Source organism: Maritalea myrionectae DSM 19524, from assembly GCF_000423365.1.
GTDB lineage: Bacteria > Pseudomonadota > Alphaproteobacteria > Rhizobiales > Devosiaceae > Maritalea > Maritalea myrionectae.
In genome coordinates this window covers 355,390-376,230 of record NZ_AUHV01000003.1, presented here as the reverse complement: position 1 = coordinate 376,230, position 20,841 = coordinate 355,390, and the positions used below count along the sequence as shown (strand labels likewise).

Below are 20,841 nucleotides of genomic sequence, written 5' to 3'. Positions count from 1 at the left end.
AAACTAATTTGTTTCACCAAGATCGGCCCAAATGAGATGTTGTCCCCCATCCATCGCGATCATCTGCCCGGTTACGGATTTTGCCCTCAAAAAATAGCGGATCGTGTCCACAATTTCGTCCAGCGCTGGCCCGGTCTTAAGCGGCAGGCTTTCCAACTCTTCTTGGAAATCTTCTTCAGTCTGATGCTCATTCTGAAGGGTCGGGCCGGGGCCAATTGCATTAACGCGAATACGTGGGGCAAGTCCTTGCGCTAACGTGCGCGTGGCGGTCCAGAGCACAGATTTAGAGAGGGTGTAGCTGAAAAAGCTTGGCTTGAGCGCCCAAACCCGTTGGTCAATCATATTGACGATGAGGCCCGCTTGATCGTTTGGCAATTGTGCCGCGAAATGTTTGGCCAAAAACATGGTCGCTTCAGCGTGCACGCTGAAATGCTTGTGCCACATTTCATGGGTCAAATCGTCGATAGTGTCTGGCTTGAACAGGCTGGCATTGTTGATCAGCCCGGTGATCGGGCCAAAATGTTTCGAAGCGCGCTCAATCAGCGTGTCATATTGTTCGGCATCGGTGAGGTCTGCGCCCTCAATGGCGGCGCTGTATCCCTTTGTGTTGAGCTCGTCTGCCAATTGGGCAGCCTCAGTGTCTGAGTGGTTATAATGGATAACCACGTTGTGGCCGTCTTCGGCCATGCCTTTTGCCATGGCTGCGCCGATGCGACTAGCGGCGCCTGTGATGAGAAATGTTTGTTTTTGCATTATCCAATGGGTAGCCCTTCAGCCAGTTGATGTCCAATTTGAAAGACAACTACAAGATAAACAACATAGGCAATGCTCATCGCACCGCCCTCAATCTTGCCGATTGAGCGGTGCATAAACACGACGGGGGCCAGACCGATGGCGATAAACAACATCACCCAATAATCAAACACCATAAAGTTCGGTGCCACCTGCAGCGGCACAATCAGCGCTGTGATGCCGAGAATGGAGAGGATGTTGAAGATGTTGGAGCCAACGGCATTGCCAATGGCCACAGCGGATTGACGCCGCAGCGCGGCGGACATTCCTGCGGCCAGTTCTGGCAATGACGTGCCCAATGCAACGATGGTCAAGCCCACCGCGCTGTCGGCAACGCCCCAAATGGCCGCAATGTCCAACGCGCTATCGGTGGTGAGTTTGCCACCTAGGGGCAGACCAATAACGCCGATGATCAAATAGATCGCGATCTTTTTGGGATCTTCGGGCGCATCGTCGATCTCGTCCATGAGCTCTTCGATGTTCTGGCCGCGTTTGCGCATTTTGTTGGCTTCAAAGCCGTTATAGAGCAGGTAACCTGCCAAAAGCCCCAAAAAGATCAGGCCGTCGACATGGTTGATCACGCCGTCAACGCTCAACACAATCAACAACACTGACACCAAGATCATAAAGCTAGTGGAGCGGCGTAATCCTGTTTGCTTGCAGTCGATAGCGAAAAACAATGCCGGGAAGCCTAGAACCAGCAAAATATTGGTGATGTTTGACCCGACCACATTACCGATGGACAAGCCTGAAGCGCCATCAAGCGCGGCAGAAATGGATACCACCAGTTCGGGTGCGGACGTGCCGAACGCCACAACGGTTAAACCAATTACAAGTGGGGGGATGCCCATTCGGGTCGATACGCCAACAGCGCCACGAACCAACAAATCGCCAGTTACAACTAGCGTGGCCAATCCTAAGATGAGCAGAAAATAGGGCATCGCAACCTTTTCATATGATCATTCGCGACAGGTAGTGACAAGAAACGTCGCAAAACACAAGAGCACCTGATATGGTATGTGTGGAAGAGATTTAAAGGTATTGGATGGAGTTTCCAACCTTTTCATCAAAATTTGTTTGGTATGGCTTTTTCTCGGTATTGTTTCTCACAATTTTGTTAACGCACTGGCTCTCCCTTTGGTTTTGCGCCTAGAATATTTTTTTGTGGAGCGCTAGATGATTACGACAACTCATATATTGATTGCCGGTGCCATATTGACCCGGCGCGACGCGCCCAAAAAGCAAAACATGCTGGCCTTTTTCGGCGGCTTTTTTCCGGACTTTTCGGTGTTTGTCATGGTGGCGTTTTCCGCCATCACGGGTGTCGGTCGCGGCAATATGTGGCGCAGCCCGGACGGAATGTATTGGCAAGAGCCGTGGCAGAGCTTTTCTGCGATCTCCAATTCCATCCCGCTTTATGCATTCCTGATCATTCTGGGGTGGATGCTGGCCATGTATGTGCCGCTATATCGGTATTATTGGCGCCTAATCGGTATCTTTGCAGCTGGCGCAATGTTGCACGTCGTGTCAGATTTTCCTGTGCATACGGACGATGCCCATGTGCATTTCTGGCCCATCACCGATTGGCGGTTCTTCTCTCCGGTCTCTTATTATCAGCGGTCCAACTATGGCGACATTGTTGGTGCGGTGGAGCTGGTGGTTGGCGTGCTGCTGGCGGCCCTCTTGATTTGGCGTTTCAAGAATTTGTGCGCGCGCATCTTTATCGTTGCTTTGCTCGCGCCATATTTTATCTCGCTTGGCTTTATTTTCCGGTACTTTGTGCATTAGCTTTTGGTTTGGCCAACGTGGCAAGGCCAACCCCTGCTAAAATCATCACTGACAATAGCCCGAATTTCAGCGTCAGCGGTTCGCCCAAAAACAGCACGCCGGCAATGGCGGCCAATGCGGGCACGCTCAGCTGCACAATGCCAGCTCGCGTGCGGGTGAGGCCGGGCAGCGCTGTGTACCAAATGGCATAGCCAACGCCGGATGCAAGTGCGCCGGATGCTACGGCCAGGGCCATGCCTTTGAAGCTAACCAAGGCTGGGCTGAGTTGCAGGGCTATGATCGGGACGATCACCACAGAGCCGATCAAAAAAGCGCGCCAGAAATTGCCTGCTGTGTCCAATGTGGGGTGTTTTGAGCCGCGTCCCCATAGGGAATAGATGCCCCAAGCAACACCCGCACAGGCCATCAGGCCGACAGCTTGCAGATCCGGAGCCTGGTCGAAGCCGGGGCTGACCAGCGCAACGAAACCCACCAGTGCGATCACCAAGCCAGCCATTTCCAGCGCCGAGGGGCGATCGCCTTTGGCGATGGCAGTGCCAAGCATTGTGAATTGCACCATGGCAAACAGAATAAGCGCGCCCATACCTGCGCCGAGCCAAAGATAGGCAATTGAAAAGCCGAGCGCATAAACAAATAACGCGATGGCGCTTGGCCAGGTCCCGGCGGCAGCAATATCGCGCATTGATTTGCGATTGACGATCAGTGCAATCAGCATCAGGGTGATCGCGCCAGACCCCAGCCGCATCAGGGTGAAATTATGCGGGTCGATGGCGTTTTCTGCCAAGGCTGCTCGGTTCAATAGCGAGTTGGCCGCAAAGGCAAGCATTGCGGCACCGGTGAGTAAGAATAGGCGCACGTCTAGTCCTTTGGAAAGATTTGTGGGAACGTCAAATCAGCATTCTCATCATAATCAAGGCCGCATGTGGGTTGGTAGTGATATTCGCGCAGTTGTAGACCGTAGCCCGCCCATTGCCATGTACCTGCGCTGCCGCAATCGCCCAAACCGCGAAATTTTGAGAATGACGAAATCGTCAAACGATGTGGGTCGATATATGGGTTCACCAAATAGTCCACCGAGGTCCAGCCACTGGTATCGCCATAATCGACGAAATGCTGCACCGTCGCGGTTTGCCGGGTTGGATTCCAAATATAGAAGCGCGAAAGCAAATTATATGCGCCGGAAGAGCAGGGCAGCATAAACAGGCTGTTCTCCTGATCCAGCTGCATAACTTCCCAACCGGCGTTCTCTACATCGATTGGTTCGAAATCACACACATCGCCCTCAAAGTGCAGGTCTGCAACGGGTTGCGGAATATCTGACGGCGGGGTGGGCAGGGCGAAGGCGCGCTCGTAGTCGGCTGGCGCATAGCCCGCAACACGCGGACTGCCGACGGCATCCTGCTGGTCATCGATCCACAGCATAGAGGCGGTGAGGCCACTCAGGGAAAACTGCAGCGATTGGCGCCCAGCCTCGGTATCGAGTTCAACGGTGAGCGTTTGTTTGGCCAGCATCTTTTGCAGCAGGCGCGTGGCGTCATTGCCGAGGAAAAACAGGTCATTAATCGCGCCATACGCCGCCAAACTCAGCGGCCGATTGAAATAGAGTGTGTCCGGACCGTCTTCCACCACCAAGAAGCTGTCTTTGGTGGGCATAGTGGCAACGGTGGTCAGCGAGATTTCCCAATCGCGTGCCTGTTGTGCCCGGCCCACACGCAAGATGTAATCCGCGACGGCGCCGCTGGGCGGATTGGGATTAATGTAGGTGGTGGCCGAACAATAGCCCGTTGTAGGGCGGCAGGCGGTCAGCCAATCTTTGAAATACGCGCGTTTTTCGCCAAAGGTCTCCGCACTTGCGCCCAGGGGCAGACTGACAACAAGGGTGAGCAGGGCAATGCCGACGGGCTTGAAAAAGCGGAGCATGGGAGAACCTCTCTATCGCGCTGATTTTACGTAAGCGCTGGACAAATCTTCGATATCGACGGAATGGCTGGCCGCCTCGGGCAATCGTTTCAGCAGCAAGGCATGCAGCGCGCCGGTCAGCTCTTTTTTCGTCGCCTCATCACGCCCCGGCAGCAGCTTAATGGTGGCGTGCACAAACCGGTCATTTTCCAATGCTTGCACATGATGCTGATAAGGCAGGGCCCGTACTTTAATGGCGGTTGGGTCGGGAAATGTCGGGTGGGTAGCGATCTCATCGAAAATGGCCTCACACATTGTTTGGATGTCTCGCTCGCCAGCCAGGTTTTGCGCGTATTCAACAATAATGTGCGGCATCAATGATTTCCTTTTGTGATGGGGACATTTCAAAATGTCATCCCCCGACGATGTATTTGGCATAGGCAACGTATCGTTTCGCTGTTAGCGTCGCCCTTTAGTCTTTGCTGCGACTATATCGTGGTTCCGCTTTTTGTGAATAGGGATTTCAAAATGTCTGTGCTTCAGGTGCCGGCCGACGCGAATGTGGCCAAGGGGATCAGTTTAACGCTTGCCGCCATTCTTGTGTTTGGGGTGCAGGACGTGATGGTGAAGATCATGGTCAATGATTATCCCTTTACCCAGGTGGTGATGGTGCGCTTTTGGGGCGTGGGCGTCTTTATTTTGGCCTGGCTGTGGCGCGAAGGTACATTGCGTACGGCGCTGAAAAGCAAAAAGCCGCTGTTGCAAATCACCCGTGGCACCTTGCTGGTGACCGACATCTGGTGCTTTTCCGCGGCGCTGACTTTTTTGCCGCTCGCCGACACGCAGGCGATCTTTATGCTGTTTCCCATTGTCACCACGATGCTGGCCATTCCCTTATTGGGGGAGCAGGTGGGGCTGATCCGCTGGGTGGCGATTGTCGTCGGGTTTATCGGTACCATGATCGTGATTCGTCCCGGCTTTCAGGAGTTCAATATGGGCGTTATCTTCCAGCTCGGTGCCGTGTTCAGCTTTGCCGGCTATACGATTGTGACCCGCATGCTGGCGTCCCATGACCGGACGTCCACCTCCATGGCCTATATGGCGCTGGTGGGCATTGTGCTGTCGACCGCTGTGGGCATCACCACCTTTGAAAATTTCGGTCCCAAGGGTTGGTTGATGATTGGCGGAATCATCATCACCGCCAATATTGCCCATACGCTGTTCACCATGTCGCTGCGTGAAGCGCCGGCCAGCATCTTGCAACCGTTCAACTTTATGATGTTGCCGGTGGCGATTGTGTTCAGTTTTATTGCATTTGGTGATTTGATCGATGGGATCAGCCTGATCGGTGCATTGATTACCGTAGGCGCTGGCTTGACAGTGTGGTGGCGTGAGCGGAAGAAAAAAATACGGACAGGTGCGAGCATTCGCGGAGAGATCAGATAGGGGATGATCGCGAGGTCATGCCCAGCACCTGTCCGATTTAAAAAGACGCAACCCGGATATTCTGGGCCCTTGCGAGGCATGAGATGAATGCCGCCCAGCCTATGCCGGGGTTGCGTCTATTCTGTCGGTCCGTAGCTACTCTGTTACTGACCGACAGTTTCTTTGCCTTCCCCTCCAAACCGGGTGGCAAGGAAACTCATTAGGGCGCCAATGACCAACCCGTCTACAATTGACCAAGCGCCGGAAGAGAAAATGCTATTTTCTCCAAACATGGCGATGGCCACTGCATCGAACTGCGGTTGCGCGATCATCCACAAGACCAGCATCATAAAACCGCCGATCATTGGGCCACGCACCCACCAGGGCATTGGCATGTGCAGCACCGGATGGTAGGTGAACACACCCATAATCCCGATAAAGCCGCCCATCATAATAAGGTAAAGTGCCACGCCAAATCGGAAGGTAAGTGTGACTTCCGGTGTGATCATCGGCAAAATGAAAAAAGCGATCAAACCAAAGACAAGTCCGATGGTTTTACCAATCGCCGCCCGCCTTATAAGTGAAGGTTTTTCAAGCATTCTTCCTACCCTTTCTTTGAATTTAACTGAATTAAATGGGTCTCTATTTGATATAAATCAAACAGCGGGCAGAAAGTTCAATATTGTTTTTTGGCGATTGGGCACGACAAATTGCTCGACTGGCCAGTACCGTCGAGGGGCGATTTGCGGCGCACGAGGTGATGTTCAACTCGGCATCCTAGGGAATGGGGTGAGTTCAACATCACCTCGTGCAGCAAGGATTTTTCCGTGGCTTATCTGCTTTTGGAGGGCTGACCCTAATATCTCCATCAAGCGCGAACGCCTGACGCCCTTGGTGGCGGGCGAAGCAAGATAAGCTGGCCACCCCCTCGCGTCCGAAGGTGTGCCTCGCTCTTCTCCCACATGGGGCAAGCCCCATCTTTCCCCTTGTCCGTCAACAAGCCGCTGGAAAGCGTTGGTGCGAAAAGTGGGGCCATTATACCACCGGCCAAAGGGGCGGAGATAAGTTTTTGATTGACTCAGTTAGTCAATTTGCTAATTGAATAACTATGGAAGAAGATTTTGTGTTTGTGGCGAACGCTTTAGCCCATGAGAAGCGATTGAGAATTTTGGAATGGTTGAAGGACCCGGTGGGGAATTTTCCACCTCAGGTTGATGGCGACCTGATCAAAGACGGGGTTTGCTCCATGTATATTGCCGATAAATTGGAGGTGAGCCCACCCACCGCGTCGCAACATTTGGCGCTGTTGCGCGATGCCGGATTGGTCAAAGCCACACGGATCAAAAAATTCACCTTCTATAAGCGTGAGGAAGCGGCCATCGCCGCCATTGCCAAGCGGATTAAAAACGAACTTTAAGAGCATTTCAGGGAAAAGCTATGTTAGACGAATTGGCGCTTTTGGCCGAAGCCGATCGGCTTGCGGCAGATTATTTGCATTCGGTAGCAGAGCGGCGGGTGTTTCCGACCCAACAGGCGCTGGATGATTTGGTGGCGTTTGATGAAGAGCTGCCCACGGCGCCGAGTGCGGCCGGAGACACGCTCAATATGTTGCACCGCTATGGCGATCCGGCAAGTGTCACCAGCAATGGCGGGCGCTATTTTGGCTTTGTGATTGGGGCAAGTCTGCCAGAAGCTGCCGCTGCGGAGCGATTGGCGATGGCGTGGGACCAATGTGCCTCTTCATTTGTGAATTCGCCCGTGATGGCGAAAATCGAAGAGGTGGCGACCAAATGGGTTCTGGACATTCTGGACCTGCCGCGTGAAAGCCAGATTGGCTTTGGCACCAGCGCCACCGCTTGCGGCCTTTCAGTTTTGGCGGCCGCGCGACGCACGCTTTTGGCGCGGCACGGCTGGAATGTGGATGAAGATGGGCTTATGGGCGCGCCCGAAATCAAATTGGTGGTGCCGCAAACGGTGCACATCACCGTCAAGAAAGCAGCGCGGCTGCTCGGGTTTGGCATGAACCGCCTGATTGAGGCGCCTTGCGATGAATATGGCCGGGTGATCCCAGAGCAATTGCCTGCGCTGGATGATAAAACTATCCTTGTGTTGCAGGCTGGCGAAGTGAATATGGGCGAGTTTGATCGTTTTGCTGAGATCATCCCCATGGCGCAAAAAGCGGGTGCCTGGGTGCATGTGGACGGGGCCTTTGGGCTATGGGCGCGGGCCAGCACATCCAAAAAGGTGCTGACCGACGGCATTGAACTGGCCGATAGCTGGACCACGGACGGCCATAAATGGCTCAACACCCCATATGATGGCGCTATGGCCATTTGCCGCCACGCCGATGAACTGGCCGCGGCGTTGAATTCAGATGCGGTTTATTCCACCGCCGAACCTTATGCGCAAAAGAATTTGGTGCTTGAGTTTTCACGCCGGGGCCGGGGCATGCCGATTTGGGCGGCGCTCCGCAGCTTAGGTCGCGAGGGGGTGGACGAGATGGTCACCCGCCATTGCAACCAAGCGCAAAAACTTGCTGATGGGTTGCGCGCCAAAGGCGTGACTGTGCTGAATCGGGTTGTGCTGAACCAGGTGCTGTGCACGCTCGGCGATGCGGCGAAAAATGAGGCGCTGCTCAACCGGATCACCGACGAGGGTGAGGTTTGGTTTGGCCCGTCGAAATGGCAGGGCGAAAGCGTGTTTCGCCTTTCAGTGTCGTCTTGGCGCACGACTGACGCGGATATTGCGCGGGCGGTAGAGGTGATTGGGCGGAGTGTCTAGTCGCAAATGCTGCATGGACCCTCGGGTCGAGCCAGAGGGTGACGGGGTTTGGGGTTGGTGTTCGCGATAATGTGGCACCGTCATTCTCGCGTAGGCGGGAATCCAGATGGGACTTTCCGCGAGTAAGTTGTTGGCTTTGTGTGTCTTGGTTTGTGCCTACCTGGATCCCCGTTTTCACGGGGATGACGGGTGTGGGGTGGCGCCGGCTTTAGTCATAGATTTGGGTGAATTGCCGTATGGCTGGGCGCAAATGGATTGCAAGATCAAGTCTTGCAATGACGTGGGGGAGAGTGGTGAGGCGGTGCTAATTTGGAGATGCTGCTTGTTCCCTTGGGTCAAGCCTTAGGGAGACGGGGGATGGGCCATGCTGGTTATGCTCCATGGGATTGGGCTAAGTCGATATTTGTTGAGGAAGTGCGTTACACACCGCCGTCATTACCGGACTTGATCCGGTAATCTATTTGAGTTTTCAGCTTTGCAAAATGCCAGAGATTTGGTAGTTCCCACCCTGACCCTGCCCAACGAGGGGAGGGAGTTTGTGCGATACCCAATTGTCTAGGCCGAACTGCCCTCATTTGCGATCACATCCAAAAACACCTGCCCATAGCGGTCGAGTTTGGATTTGCCGATGCCGTTGATTTCCAGCATGGCGTCGAGGTTGGTGGGTTTGGCTTGGGCCAGTTCAACAAGGGTGCGGTCGTGGAAGATGACGTAGGCGGGGACCTTGTTGGTTTTGGCCAGGTCGCTGCGCACGGATCTTAGCGTGTTGAGCAGGGTTTGATCCTCTGTGTTGAGCGGCACCGATGTCGCGGCGCTGCTGCGGGCTTTGCGTTTGGTGCGAAGGGGTTTTACGTAGTGCCGCATGGGCAGGGCGGGTTTTTCTTTTAGGAAGTTGCGCCCGGCGCGGGTGATCATAAAGCCGCCATGACCTTCGGGATTGAGGCACAGCAGATTGCTGGCGATCAATTGGCGGAAGACGTTTTGCCATTCGGGTTTGGTCAAATCCTGACCAATGCCGAAGGTTGGGAGTTGGTCGTGGCCAAACTGGGTGATGCGATCGTTTTCGGTGCCGAGCAGCACATCGATCAGATAGGCGATGCCGAACCGTTCGCCGGTGCGATAGACGCAGGATATGGCCTTTTGTGCCGGAATCGAGGCGTCGAAGGTTTCCGGGGGCTGTTCGCAGGTGTCGCAATTGCCGCACGGATCGCAATTGTCGTCGAAATAGTTGAGCAGCACCTGACGACGGCATTTAGCGGTTTCGCAAAGGCCGAATAGGGCGCCAAGTTTTTGATGCTGAATGCGCTTTTGCTCGGACGGGGCGGTGGAGGCTTCAATCCATTGGCGTTGCTGGGCGGCATCTTCCAGCCCATAGAGCATCAGCGCATTTGAGGGTTGCCCGTCGCGCCCAGCGCGGCCGGTTTCCTGATAATAGGCTTCGATATTTTTGGGCGTGTTCATATGCACCACAAAGCGCACATCGGGTTTGTCGATCCCCATGCCAAAGGCGATAGTGGCGACCATGATCACCCGCTCACCCTGCAAAAAGGCCTGCTGATTTTGCGCGCGCACTTCGCTTGAAAGCCCGGCATGATAAGGCAGCGCTTCGATGCCCTGTTCACAGAGCCATGCGGCCATCTCCTCAACATTTTTGCGCGACAGGCAATAGATGATCCCGCAATCCTCGGGGTGCTTATCCTTGAGGAACCGCAGGACCTGATTGCGGGGGGAATTGCGCAGGGCAATTGAATAATTGATGTTAGGACGGTCAAAGCCGCCGATAAAGCTGCGGCCATCGTCGAGCGCGAGGCGGTGAACAATGTCGGCACGGGTTTGCGCATCTGCGGTGGCGGTGAGGGCAATGCGGGGCACATTGGGGAAACGTTCGGCCAGCATCGAGAGCGCCGCGTAATCAGGGCGAAAATCGTGGCCCCATTCGGACACGCAGTGGGCTTCGTCGATGGCAAACAGGGCGATGTTGCATTTGTCGAGGAAGGACAAAAAGTCCGGCATCATCAGCCGTTCGGGGGCGACATAGAGCAGGTCAATTGTGCCTTCGCGCACCTGCTGCCGCACGATGCTCACTTCTTCGAAAGTCATGGTTGAGTTGATCGCGGCGGATTTGATGTTCATTTGATCAAGGGCGTTGATCTGGTCTTGCATCAAGGCGATCAGCGGGGACACCACAACCGCAACGCCGTTGCGGCAAAGCGCCGGGATTTGATAGCAAAGTGACTTACCCGCGCCCGTTGGCATCAGCACAAAGGCATTGCCGCCCTCGACCACATGATTGATGACGTCTTCCTGCTGGCCGCGAAAGGCGTCATATCCGTAATAATCGCGCAGAATGCTGAGGGGGGTGTTGGTCATAGGCTCAAAGTTAAGACAATAAGTTTGGTCGCGGATTCGCGGGCAACTGTAATGCAGATTGAGCCTGAATGATATGCAACCGAGCGGCCTTCAACCGTTATGTTTGGTCGCCATGGAGGGACGGCCCCGCAATTTGCGGGGCGCGCCAAATTTAGCTGTTTAGCTCGCGGGCAAAGCGCTTGGGCTGAACTGGCACATTTCGCCAGCGCGGGCCATGCTTTCGGTAAACCCAGCGGGTGAGAACAAGCCGTAAAGCACGGTTTCGCCGTCTGACTGGCGTTCCATCGCAAAGCCGATCGAGTCCGAGGCGCCGTTAAGCTCGGTGATCATTTCCGAAACGAAGCCGCTGGTCATGGACGCGTTGTAGCCGGTTGGGCCGAGGTCGGCGAGCATTTCGTCGCTGAGCCATGTGACTTCCCCGTCCACTTCGAGGGCGACATAGTCATTTTCACCCCAAGGTGCGCCTGTTTCGCCGGGCCATGGCGCATATTCATAGCTGAAACCTGCGTTATATCCTTGGTTTTCAAAGCGGAAGACGAGCGCGCCAGAGGTGTCGCGGGCAGATCGGGTTGTGAAGACGTAACAAACCTGACCGATTTTGCTGGCGGCCCAGTCGCCGCTGCTGAAGGTTTGAGCGGCGGCAGGAGAGGTGAACCCTAATCCAACCAGCAGGGCCAAAATGATGTAACGCATGTGATTTCCTTGTTTGATTGCTTTAACTGATTTTTAGTTGAGCTTCAGGGGTTGGTCAAGAAATCAAACTGATCAAAACTAATTGATCTTATTGAGGGTTTTTGTGATTTTGGGCGTGTAGATGCTTTAAAAAAGACCGCGGCAGTGAGCTTTTTTCGTCTTTCTTGTGGCGCGGAGATCTGGACACGAGTGGTGAAGGCGTGGCGGATGATGAGGGAATTCACCATCCGCCAGAGATGTTATTCGCCCAGATGCGAGTCCATCACGTCGAGTTCCATTTCTTTCAGGCGCTTGACCTCATCGCGGAGGCGGGCGGCTTCTTCGAACTCGAGGTTGGTGGCGGCGTCGCGCATTTTGGCTTCGAGGTCTTTAATCGTCGCAGCGAGGTTGTCGCCCACATGCACATCACCTTTAGAGAACTTGTCTTTGCCGGTGGCCACGGTGACGCGGTCGCCTTCATAGACGGATTCCATGATGTTTTTGATGTTCGACTTGATCGATTGCGGCGTGATGCCATGCTCTTCATTGTAGGCGACTTGCTTTTCGCGGCGGCGGTTGGTTTCGGCTATCGCCCGTTCCATAGAGCCCGTGATGCGATCGGCGTAAAGCACAACTCGACCGTCCACATTCCGCGCGGCGCGGCCGATGGTCTGGATCAAGGAGGTTTCAGAGCGTAAGAAACCTTCTTTATCCGCATCGAGGATGGCGACGAGGGCACATTCGGGAATGTCCAACCCCTCACGTAGCAAGTTGATGCCCACCAGCACGTCGAAGGCGCCGAGGCGGAGATCGCGGATGATTTCAATCCGCTCCACCGTATCCACGTCCGAGTGCATATAGCGGACCTTGATGCCTTGCTCGTGCATATATTCGGTGAGGTCTTCGGCCATCTTTTTGGTCAATGTGGTCAGCAAAGTGCGGTAGCCCTGCTTGGCGACCTTTTTCACTTCGTCGATCACATCGTCCACCTGATTGGTGGCCGGGCGAATTTCCACGGGTGGATCAATAAGGCCGGTGGGGCGAATGACTTGCTCAGCGAACACGCCGCCCGTCTGGTCCATTTCCCAATTGCCCGGGGTGGCCGACACATAGACCGATTGCGGCCGCATGGCGTTCCACTCTTCAAAGCGGAGCGGGCGGTTGTCCATGGCGGACGGCAGGCGGAAGCCATATTCGGCCAAGGTGGCCTTGCGGCGGAAGTCGCCGCGATACATGGCGCCCAGCTGGCCGATGGTCACGTGGCTTTCGTCCACGAACAGCATGGCATTGTCGGGCAGATATTCGAACAGGGTTGGGGGCGGCTCGCCGGGCTTGCGGCCAGTGAGATAGCGCGAATAGTTTTCAATGCCGGCGCAGGAGCCGGTGGCTTCCATCATTTCCAGATCGAAGAGGGTGCGCTGTTCCAAGCGTTGCGCTTCAAGGAAACGGCCTGCGCCGTTCAGTTCCTGCAGGCGGCCTTGCAACTCGGTTTTGATGTGCTTGATCGCTTGGGTCAGGGTTGGGCGCGGGGTCACATAGTGTGAGTTCGCATAGAGGCGGATATGTTTGAGCTTGGCAGCCTTTCTGCCGGTGAGCGGATCGAATTCGACAATTTCTTCAATCTCATCGCCCCACAGGGTGACGCGCCAGGCGGCGGTGTCATAGTGGGCGGGGAAGATTTCGATGGTGTCGCCGCGCACGCGGAACGTGCCACGGGTGAAAGCGGCTTCGTTGCGCTTATATTGTAGCGCCACCAGCTCGGCGAGCAATTCGCGCTGATCAATCTTTTGACCTTCGGACAGATCGACGATCATGGAGGTATAGCCCTCGACCGAGCCGATACCGTAAATACAGGAGACTGAGGCGACTATGATCACATCATCGCGTTCGAGCACGGCGCGGGTGGCTGAGTGGCGCATCCGGTCGATCTGTTCATTGATGGTGGATTCTTTTTCGATATAGGTGTCGGTGCGCGGCACATAGGCTTCAGGCTGGTAATAATCGTAGTAGGATACGAAATATTCCACCGCGTTGTTGGGGAAGAAGCTCTTGAATTCGCCATAAAGCTGCGCGGCCAATGTTTTGTTGGGCGCAAGGATCAAGGCCGGACGCTGTGTTTGCGCGATCAGCGACGCCACAGTGAAGGTTTTACCGGAACCTGTGACGCCCAAAAGCACCTGATCGGTTTCGCCATTTTCAATGCCTTCGCCCAGTTCGGCGATGGCCGCGGGCTGGTCGCCCTGTGGTGTAAAATCTGTCGCCAATTCAAAGCTGATGCCGCCTTCCAACTTTGGCGGCCGGGAAGGGCGGTGGGGTTGCCACGCCTCGGTGCCTTCCACTTCTTTTCGGCCATGTTCAATTAGATCCTGCAGCGCTTGCACTGTCGCGGTGACGCCGCCCGATGAGCCAGTGAGCGATTTTGCATTCTCTTTGCTTTTGGCTTTGGCCTCGGGGATATGGTTGAACCCGGCCTGAGGCATCTCGGAAAAGCCATCCAAGTTGGTGGGCCGTTCCACCGCGTTCGCCTTGGACTTTGGCGAGCGCTTGGACATGCCGGTTTTGGTGTCCGGATTAGAGGTTTTTGTGGTTTTCCGCTTGGCCGCATCGGCATCAGCACGATCGAGCGCGCGCTTATTCTTCAAACGCTGCTGCGGCAAAGGCTTCGAAGCCTCAATCTCTTCCGCTTTTTCGATTTCACTGATGAATTCGTCGATGGAAAAGTCGGCCTTCTGCGGCCGTTGAGATTTTTTATCGTCGCTCATGAAAACTACCTTGGTGCGGATGTGCTGCAGATACGGACCGCGAGTCTGTTGAGATCAGTATAGGGAATGTAGGTTGGAACGTAAAGAGAACAAGGCGTGTTCCGCAAGAAAAGGAAAATCTCATAATAATGTTGACAGAATGTCGCACCCGGGTGCATTTATGCTGCCCCGCCGACTCTTTTTCCTCCATCCGCATCGCATGCGAAGAAGGTTTTCATGACCGATATTGATCAATCCGAAGTTGGGGCAGTGCCTCAAACCGATGACGCCCCCGACCATTCTGGCCGCAACAGGCTGGTGATCGCCCTTTTGCTGGTGTCCACCTTTGTGGTGTTTCTCAATGAAACCATCATGACCGTGGCATTGCCACGCTTGATGTTGGCGTTGGACGTGACGGCGGGTGCCGTACAATGGTTGACGACGGCGTTCTTGCTGACCATGGCCGTGGTGATCCCGGTGACGGGGTTTTTGATCCAGCGGATGAATACGCGGCCGATTTTCATTTTGGCGATGAGTGTTTTTAGTGTCGGTACATTTATCTGTGCGGTGGCGCCGGGGCTGGAGCTTTTGATCTTTGGGCGTGTGATTCAGGCCGTGGGCACGGCGATTATGATGCCGTTGCTGATGACTACGGTGATGACCCTTGTGCCGCCTGAAGGTCGTGGCAAAACCATGGGCAATATTTCGATTGTTATCTCGGTTGCGCCCGCCATTGGGCCAGCCATCTCCGGCTTTGTGCTGAACTTTATGGAGTGGCGTTGGCTGTTTATTCTGGTGCTGCCTATTGCGCTGTTGGCCTTGGCGGTGGGTGCCAAATATATGAAGAATGTGACGGAGCCGCGCTATGCGCCTTTGGACATTTTGTCCGTGATCCTGTCTGCGATTGCCTTTGGCGGCCTCGTTTATGGCTTGTCCGGCTTGAGCGGCGAAGGCACGAGCGACATTGCTGGAGTGCCAAGCTGGACACCGCTAATTGTTGGTGTCGTCGTCATGGTCGTGTTCGTTTTACGGCAATTGTCGTTGCAGAAAAAAGATGCGGCGCTGTTGGATTTCAGAACCTTCCAGTCTCGACTTTACACCATCTGTGTTGCCATGTTGGCGATCAGCATGGCTGTGTTGTTGGGCACGGTGATTTTGCTGCCGATCTATACCCAGAATGTGTTGGGCATCGATGCGCTGCAAACCGGGTTTTTGCTGATGCCGGGCGGGTTGTTGATGGGGCTGGCGGCCCCAACGGTTGGTCGGCTTTACGACCGCTATGGTCCGCGTCCGCTGGTGATACCGGGCACCTTGCTTGTGTCGGCGGTGCTGTGGGCCCTCACGCAGGTTGGCGAAACCACGAGCGTTTATAATATTCTGGTGGGTCATATGGTGTTGAGCCTTGGTTTGGCGCTTGTGTTTACGCCGCTCTTTACGTCGGGCCTTGGCTCGGTTCCCGCGAAACTCTATTCACACGGCAGTGCCATGTTGGGCAGCATTCAACAAGTGTCTGGCGCGGCAGGGGTGGCCTTGTTTGTGGCGGTTATGTCGATCCAAACGCGGATGGCAGGCGAGGCGGGATTGGACGCCATACCTGCGCTGACCAGCGGCATTCGCTGGGCGTTTATGTGCGGCGCGGTGATTTTTACATTTGCCGTGGCTGCTGCATTTTTTGTGCGCCGCCCTGCCGATGCGAAAGAGGCTGCGGCTGCCAACCACTAAGTGCGGCAGCCACATGATTGAAGTTGAGAAGGGCCCATCTATGGGCCCTTTTTTATAGGACGGCCTGCACGGCGATCATGATGATCACGCTGACCAGCCAATAGCCTGCATCCACCAATTTTGCGTAATTGGACTTGCCGGAAAATGAATTGCCGGACCATTGCAAAATGGTGAAGCCAATGACGGCCAAAATGGTGCTGAGCAGCAGGTTTTGTGCCGCCATTGCCGCCACAAACCAGGCCACGATGATCAGCCCAATGACTTGCGCAGCCATTGCGCCCATCGGCATGCTTGAGGCGTCATTCATTTCTACGCCGCTGCCTTCAGCCCATTTTTTGCCAAACAGCATTGGTGAGTACCAAAGCCAGCCCGCGATGAATGCCAAAACCGCCCCAACGATTATGGCGATCCAGCTGATATTTGTTGTGATTTCTTCCATAATGTCCCCCAGAACATTGGAGGCAAATATGGCAAATTGCCTGCTGGCGCCCCCAAACCAACGATTAATGAATGCATGGGTGCGACATTTTGGCAAGTCTGATGGGTTTTAGGGCCGAGCAGCTTATGTCAACCGCTCGGCGATTGGGCGGGCCTAATCTACGAGGAAATAGGTGATTGTGGTGACTACGCGCACTTTTTTCTCAATTTGGCGATCTGGTCGATCATTGGGAATATCGACAGCTGGCAGGATTTGGAACACGCCTTGGTTGGCGGTTTGGATATTGCCGACTTTGGAGTCTGACTGGACGGCAAATTGTTGTGCAGCTTCGCGGGCGCGTTGGGTGGCTTGCGTGAGCATGTCGCCCTTCAAGTCGTTGAGGCCCGTAAAGACAAAAGAGGGGCCACCGGACCAAGCGTCTGACGAGAACACGACACCAGCGCGGAGCAATTCTGTGATGTTACGGGCGGCTTCTGCGAGTTGATCCACTTCATTGGTGGTGACCAACAGATCTTCTGTGAGGGTGAAGCGGGCCTCTGCGGGGTAATTTGCCCCATTATAGCCTGTGAACCGATCTTCCACCTTGATGTTTTGCACCAGAATGTCATCGCCGCCAAACCCTTGTTCGCCTAGGAAACTGCGAACGGACTGTTCGGCCAGCTCCAGCTCAGCACGGGCGGCGTCTAATGTGGGCCCTGTCGCGACAAATTTGATCGGCCAGAAGCCGAGATCGGCTTTAACTTGCTGCTCCGCCAGCCCTTTGACCGTGACGGTGCGGATGGGTTCGCGAGATCGTTCTAAAGATTGGCCAGCCAACCAGCCAGCACCGGATACGCCAATGGCGAGCAATATAGCAGAGATAATAATAGCGATGCGCATGACGGTCCCTCCCCAGCTTCGGTTCAGCAAAGTCTACAATCGCGGCTAAAATACGACAACACCCCCGGTCCAAAGGATCGGGGGTGCCGTAGCGCTCACGCTATCTTCAAAGTCTACTGGACTTTGATAGATGAGATCTCATTGTTCATCCGTGGTCCGATCCGACGGAAGCTGCGGTCCACAGTGCGGCATAGGCCACGGTAGCGGGCATGTTCACAGGCGGTCACTTCAACATCGCCAAAGACACGCATGGAGCTGATCTGGTCGTTCCAGCCACCCCGCAGACGGCGGACAGATTCACCTTTGTCTAGGCAGAAGCTGCGGCCGCGGAAGCCGGGTTCGCTGTAAAAGCAGGCGCGTGCTCTTTCTTGAGGCTCTGGACGATTGCCGAAACTGAACTTGAACTCACCGTCACTGCCAAATTGAAATGAGAAGCTGGGATCGCTACTGCCGCTGCTGCCGCCGCTGCCGATGCGTTCCAAATATCGCTTGGAAACCCAACCATCAGGACCATTGTGTGTGATGTAGCACCAGCTGCCAGAACAGCGATTAACACTTACACGTTCACCGGTGTAAAGCGCATCAACAACGCTACGGTTGGTGCTGGGGCCGGAGCGTATATTGAGGGCAGTGGTTGCGCGGGCTGTGTAAGCATTGCTTGAATCGCCGCCACCATCATTGCTGCCGCCGCCATCGCCGCGGCGCTGTAGATATTTCGAAGACACCCAGCCATCTGGGCCAGTGTGCGTGATATAGCACCAGCTGCGTGAATTGGTACAGCGTTCAACGTTCACCCGCTCACCAGCATAAAGGGCGTCAACCACCCGAAAATTGGTGCTGGGGCCGGACCGGACATTCAGTGCTGTCTTTGATGATGCAGGGAAAGCCATTGCAGCGCCGGTAAAGATCATGACGCCAGCAAGGGCCAAGCTGGAGGTTTTGATAAGTTTACTGAGGCTCATTTTTTCTCTCCCTAAATGATTCAGTTTGTTTCTCATATGGGAGATAGAACGATATTGCGCCTGAATGGTTGCTGAACGGCATCGTTAATATTCCGTTCATCTTAAAATATGACGGTGTCGAGCCAAAGGATGTGCCGATTTAGGTGCTGATGGGCTGCTATTTATTAACAGGGGCCGGTTTGCCGGTGGCGTCCAAGGCGACATAAACGAAGGTGCCATCGGTCACTTTGACCCGATCTGTGGCGCGGTTGCGGCGGGCCCAGGCTTCCATATAAACGCTGATGGACGTTGTGCCGGTTTTTTCGATGGTTGTGTAAACACACAATACATCGCCGATTTTGACCGGGGAGATGAAGGTCATCGCCTCGATAGCGACGGTGACGACACGTGAATTGGCCCGTTCCGACGCTGCAATGCCGCCGGCGATGTCCATCTGGCTCAACACCCAACCGCCGAAAATGTCACCTGCCGGGTTGGTGTCTGCTGGCATGGCAACAGTTCGCAAGGTCAACTCGCCTTTTGGCTCTTCTTGATGGGGCATTGTTTGTTCAACCTATCCTAATTGGGCCAATGAATCGTCGTCGTCATCATCCAAAGTTAGCGCTGTGTTGGCGTTGGGCTCAAGTCGAAAACTGGTCACCACACCCGGATCGCGCATTTTTTCTTCCCAATGTTTGCGGCACATGGATACGTAAATCTCTTTGCCGATGGCGACTTGATCGCCTTCACGCATGGGTTGGCCATGCTCATCATAGCGCACCACCATGGTGGCCTTGCGTCCGCACTCGCAGATGGTGCGGATTTCGCGCAAAATGTCGGCAATGGCCAAAAGCTCAGCCGAGCCTTCAAACAATTTACCCTGAAAATCGGTGCGCAGCCCGTAGCACATCACCGGAATGTTCATATGGTCTGCAACACGGGCCAATTGCCAAACCTGCGTTGCGGTGAGGAATTGCGCCTCATCCACAAAGATGCAATCGACCTTTTTGTCTTTATTGGCCTTGATGATCTGATCGAGCAGATTGTCTTCGGTGCTGTAGAGATTGGCGGCCACGTCCAAACCGATACGTGAAGAAATCTTTCCAACACCCCCGTCAGCATAGAGCGCTGAGGTGTAAAGCCGCGCGTTCATGCCGCGCTCTTGATAGTTGTGGGCGGCCTGCAAGAGGATTGTGGACTTGCCCGCATTCATCGCTGCATATGAAAAATAGAGTTTGGCCATGCCTCTTATCCCGTGTTGGGCCCCAATAAGATTCGATCATTTCATTATGAACGAGATCGCCGCAATTTGAAGGGCGCGGCGGGTGTAAAAGCGCAGTTCGTCACAGTTTTTGCGAATTGAGCAGTTTGGCAAAAAAGAAGGCCGCTGGCGGAGCGGCCTATGGCATGCATTCGGGGGCGCATGCCGGTTGCAATTTTTGGGGGCTATTGCAACTGATTTGTTGAAGACGGGAATGCTGTTTTCAACATCGACAACGTTATGGGTCGACTTTTACATTTTGGTGTCGGCAATGTGTCGGATTTGTGACAATCCACAGGCCGAGGATCGAGTTGGCCTGAGCAATGGGAAAATAATTCGCCCTCTGCTGTCGAAATCAAGTTGTCCCAATCGACATATCTCTAGTTGCGTAAAACGAGGTATAAAGCCAGGAGGGAGGCACGGAAAATGAATATCGAACATGTGCAAGCGTTTTTGGCCGCGCTGGAAAAGAATAATGAAAAGGCATGGTTTGGCGACCACAAGCAGACCTACCAAGATGATATTGTGACGCCGATCCTGTCGCTTGTGGCGGCGGTTCACGAGCCTTTGGCTGCGCTCAACCCCCCGTTGCAGGCGGAAGCAAAAACCAATGGTTCATTGCGGCGCATTTATCGCGACACCCGATTTTCGAAGGATAAAACCCCGTACAACACACATGTTCATCTGGTGTTTTGGGCTGGTCATCATGCCACGAAATCACCCGGCACGCACATTGCGCTGCACAAGGACGGATATGGGTTTGGCGCAGGATTTTGGGCGCTCGACAAGGAACAATTGGCGCGAATGCGGGCGCAAATCGTTTCTGATGAGGGCAAAAAGATTTCGGATGTGGTGGGCGCCGTTGAAGCGCACGGGGTGCAATTGATGGCGCCGCAATTGGCGCGGGTGCCACGCGGGTTTGATGCTGACGTGCCTTATGCCAATTGGTTGAAATATAAGGGTTTGGTGGTGCGCAACGCGCGGCAATCTTATGACCCGGCAGTTTTCAACAATGCCGACAAGCTGCGCGATTTTGTGGTGGAAATTTGCGCCAACATGTCGCCGCTTAACCGTTATTTGATGGAACATGTGTTTTAATTGATCGTTGCCTGTTCACAATCGCGCCATGAT

General features: G+C 54.5%; 21 protein-coding genes. 7 read left to right on the top strand and 14 right to left on the bottom strand.

All coding sequences use genetic code 11. The annotated features are described in order from the left end of the window. Positions 1-3: 3 nt before the first annotated feature. On the bottom strand, positions 4-753 hold the full coding sequence (locus G549_RS0107855; protein ID WP_027834568.1) for an SDR family oxidoreductase: 750 nt from the start codon (positions 751-753) through the stop codon (positions 4-6). Continuing rightward, on the bottom strand, positions 753-1,733 hold the full coding sequence (locus G549_RS19500) for a calcium/sodium antiporter (protein ID WP_036221716.1): 981 nt from the start codon (positions 1,731-1,733) through the stop codon (positions 753-755). Before G549_RS19500 ends, G549_RS0107855 begins: the two co-directional genes overlap by 1 nt. A 235-nt stretch (positions 1,734-1,968) precedes the next feature. Here G549_RS19500 and G549_RS19495 point away from each other — a divergent pair, with 235 nt between their 5' ends. Beyond that, positions 1,969-2,580: a hypothetical protein gene (locus tag G549_RS19495; RefSeq protein WP_051213541.1), complete on the top strand. Its 612-nt coding sequence runs from the start codon at positions 1,969-1,971 to the stop codon at positions 2,578-2,580. On the opposite strand, the gene G549_RS0107835 is transcribed toward G549_RS19495, so the two are convergent. From G549_RS0107835 to G549_RS0107825, 3 genes are read right to left on the bottom strand one after another with little or no spacing between them, the layout of a single operon-like run. Further along, the gene (locus G549_RS0107835; protein WP_027834567.1) at positions 2,555-3,436 is read right to left on the bottom strand and encodes a DMT family transporter; all 882 of its coding nucleotides are present in this window, start codon (positions 3,434-3,436) and stop codon (positions 2,555-2,557) included. The two genes, G549_RS19495 and G549_RS0107835, sit on opposite strands and share 26 nt — an antisense overlap. Positions 3,437-3,438: 2 nt before the next feature. Continuing rightward, positions 3,439-4,500 carry a DUF1176 domain-containing protein gene (locus G549_RS0107830; protein WP_027834566.1) on the bottom strand — a complete coding sequence of 354 codons (1,062 nt, stop codon included), beginning with the start codon at positions 4,498-4,500 and terminating at the stop codon, positions 3,439-3,441. A gap of 12 nt (positions 4,501-4,512) precedes the next feature. Then, complete coding sequence (locus G549_RS0107825) at positions 4,513-4,854, bottom strand: 5-carboxymethyl-2-hydroxymuconate Delta-isomerase (protein WP_027834565.1); 342 nt, start codon at positions 4,852-4,854, stop codon at positions 4,513-4,515. 153 nt (positions 4,855-5,007) lie between these two features. On the opposite strand from G549_RS0107825, the gene G549_RS0107820 reads away from it, so the two are divergent. Then, positions 5,008-5,925: a DMT family transporter gene (locus G549_RS0107820; RefSeq protein ID WP_027834564.1), complete on the top strand. Its 918-nt coding sequence runs from the start codon at positions 5,008-5,010 to the stop codon at positions 5,923-5,925. A gap of 143 nt (positions 5,926-6,068) precedes the next feature. Here the strand turns inward: G549_RS0107820 and G549_RS0107815 are convergent, their stop codons facing one another. After that, positions 6,069-6,413, bottom strand: coding sequence for a hypothetical protein (locus G549_RS0107815; RefSeq protein WP_169449627.1), 345 nt, complete (start codon positions 6,411-6,413; stop codon positions 6,069-6,071). On the opposite strand from G549_RS0107815, the gene G549_RS21915 reads away from it, so the two are divergent. The 3 genes from G549_RS21915 (at position 6,406) to G549_RS0107805 (ending at position 8,685) form a co-directional block, all read left to right on the top strand. Then, positions 6,406-6,819, top strand: coding sequence for a hypothetical protein (locus G549_RS21915; RefSeq protein WP_169449626.1), 414 nt, complete (start codon positions 6,406-6,408; stop codon positions 6,817-6,819). The genes G549_RS0107815 and G549_RS21915 overlap by 8 nt on opposite strands. Before the next feature lie 193 nt (positions 6,820-7,012). After that, on the top strand, positions 7,013-7,321 hold the full coding sequence (locus G549_RS0107810) for an ArsR/SmtB family transcription factor (protein WP_027834562.1): 309 nt from the start codon (positions 7,013-7,015) through the stop codon (positions 7,319-7,321). 20 nt (positions 7,322-7,341) lie between these two features. After that, entirely contained in the window at positions 7,342-8,685 is a 1,344-nt protein-coding gene (locus tag G549_RS0107805) for a pyridoxal phosphate-dependent decarboxylase family protein (protein ID WP_027834561.1), read from the top strand. Between the two features lie 555 nt (positions 8,686-9,240). Here G549_RS0107805 and recQ read toward each other — a convergent pair. The 3 genes from recQ to uvrB form a co-directional block, all read right to left on the bottom strand. Then, a complete protein-coding gene (gene recQ, locus G549_RS0107800) occupies positions 9,241-11,055 on the bottom strand; it encodes a DNA helicase RecQ (RefSeq protein ID WP_027834560.1) in 1,815 nt (604 codons plus the stop codon). 159 nt (positions 11,056-11,214) lie between these two features. Next, entirely contained in the window at positions 11,215-11,748 is a 534-nt protein-coding gene (locus G549_RS0107795; RefSeq protein ID WP_027834559.1) for a hypothetical protein, read from the bottom strand. Between the two features lie 239 nt (positions 11,749-11,987). Then, complete coding sequence (gene uvrB, locus G549_RS0107790; protein WP_027834558.1) at positions 11,988-14,489, bottom strand: excinuclease ABC subunit UvrB; 2,502 nt, start codon at positions 14,487-14,489, stop codon at positions 11,988-11,990. Positions 14,490-14,705: 216 nt separating this feature from the next. Between uvrB and G549_RS0107785 the strand changes: the two genes are divergently transcribed. Further along, positions 14,706-16,190: an MDR family MFS transporter gene (locus G549_RS0107785; RefSeq protein ID WP_051213540.1), complete on the top strand. Its 1,485-nt coding sequence runs from the start codon at positions 14,706-14,708 to the stop codon at positions 16,188-16,190. A gap of 52 nt (positions 16,191-16,242) precedes the next feature. Here the strand turns inward: G549_RS0107785 and G549_RS0107780 are convergent, their stop codons facing one another. From G549_RS0107780 to G549_RS19485, 5 genes are all read right to left on the bottom strand, one after another. Beyond that, on the bottom strand, positions 16,243-16,629 hold the full coding sequence (locus tag G549_RS0107780; RefSeq protein WP_027834556.1) for a DUF1761 domain-containing protein: 387 nt from the start codon (positions 16,627-16,629) through the stop codon (positions 16,243-16,245). 153 nt (positions 16,630-16,782) lie between these two features. Beyond that, positions 16,783-17,508 (bottom strand): SIMPL domain-containing protein, encoded by a 726-nt coding sequence (locus tag G549_RS0107775; protein WP_027834555.1) that lies wholly within the window; start codon positions 17,506-17,508, stop codon positions 16,783-16,785. 113 nt (positions 17,509-17,621) lie between these two features. Next, positions 17,622-18,470: an SH3 domain-containing protein gene (locus G549_RS0107770; RefSeq protein WP_027834554.1), complete on the bottom strand. Its 849-nt coding sequence runs from the start codon at positions 18,468-18,470 to the stop codon at positions 17,622-17,624. Between the two features lie 157 nt (positions 18,471-18,627). After that, the gene (locus G549_RS0107765; protein ID WP_027834553.1) at positions 18,628-19,011 is read right to left on the bottom strand and encodes an acyl-CoA thioesterase; all 384 of its coding nucleotides are present in this window, start codon (positions 19,009-19,011) and stop codon (positions 18,628-18,630) included. Positions 19,012-19,023: 12 nt separating this feature from the next. Further along, complete coding sequence (locus tag G549_RS19485) at positions 19,024-19,692, bottom strand: thymidine kinase (protein ID WP_084634096.1); 669 nt, start codon at positions 19,690-19,692, stop codon at positions 19,024-19,026. Between the two features lie 444 nt (positions 19,693-20,136). Here G549_RS19485 and G549_RS21270 point away from each other — a divergent pair, with 444 nt between their 5' ends. Then, complete coding sequence (locus G549_RS21270; RefSeq protein WP_051213539.1) at positions 20,137-20,808, top strand: DUF2461 domain-containing protein; 672 nt, start codon at positions 20,137-20,139, stop codon at positions 20,806-20,808. Positions 20,809-20,841: the final 33 nt, after the last annotated feature.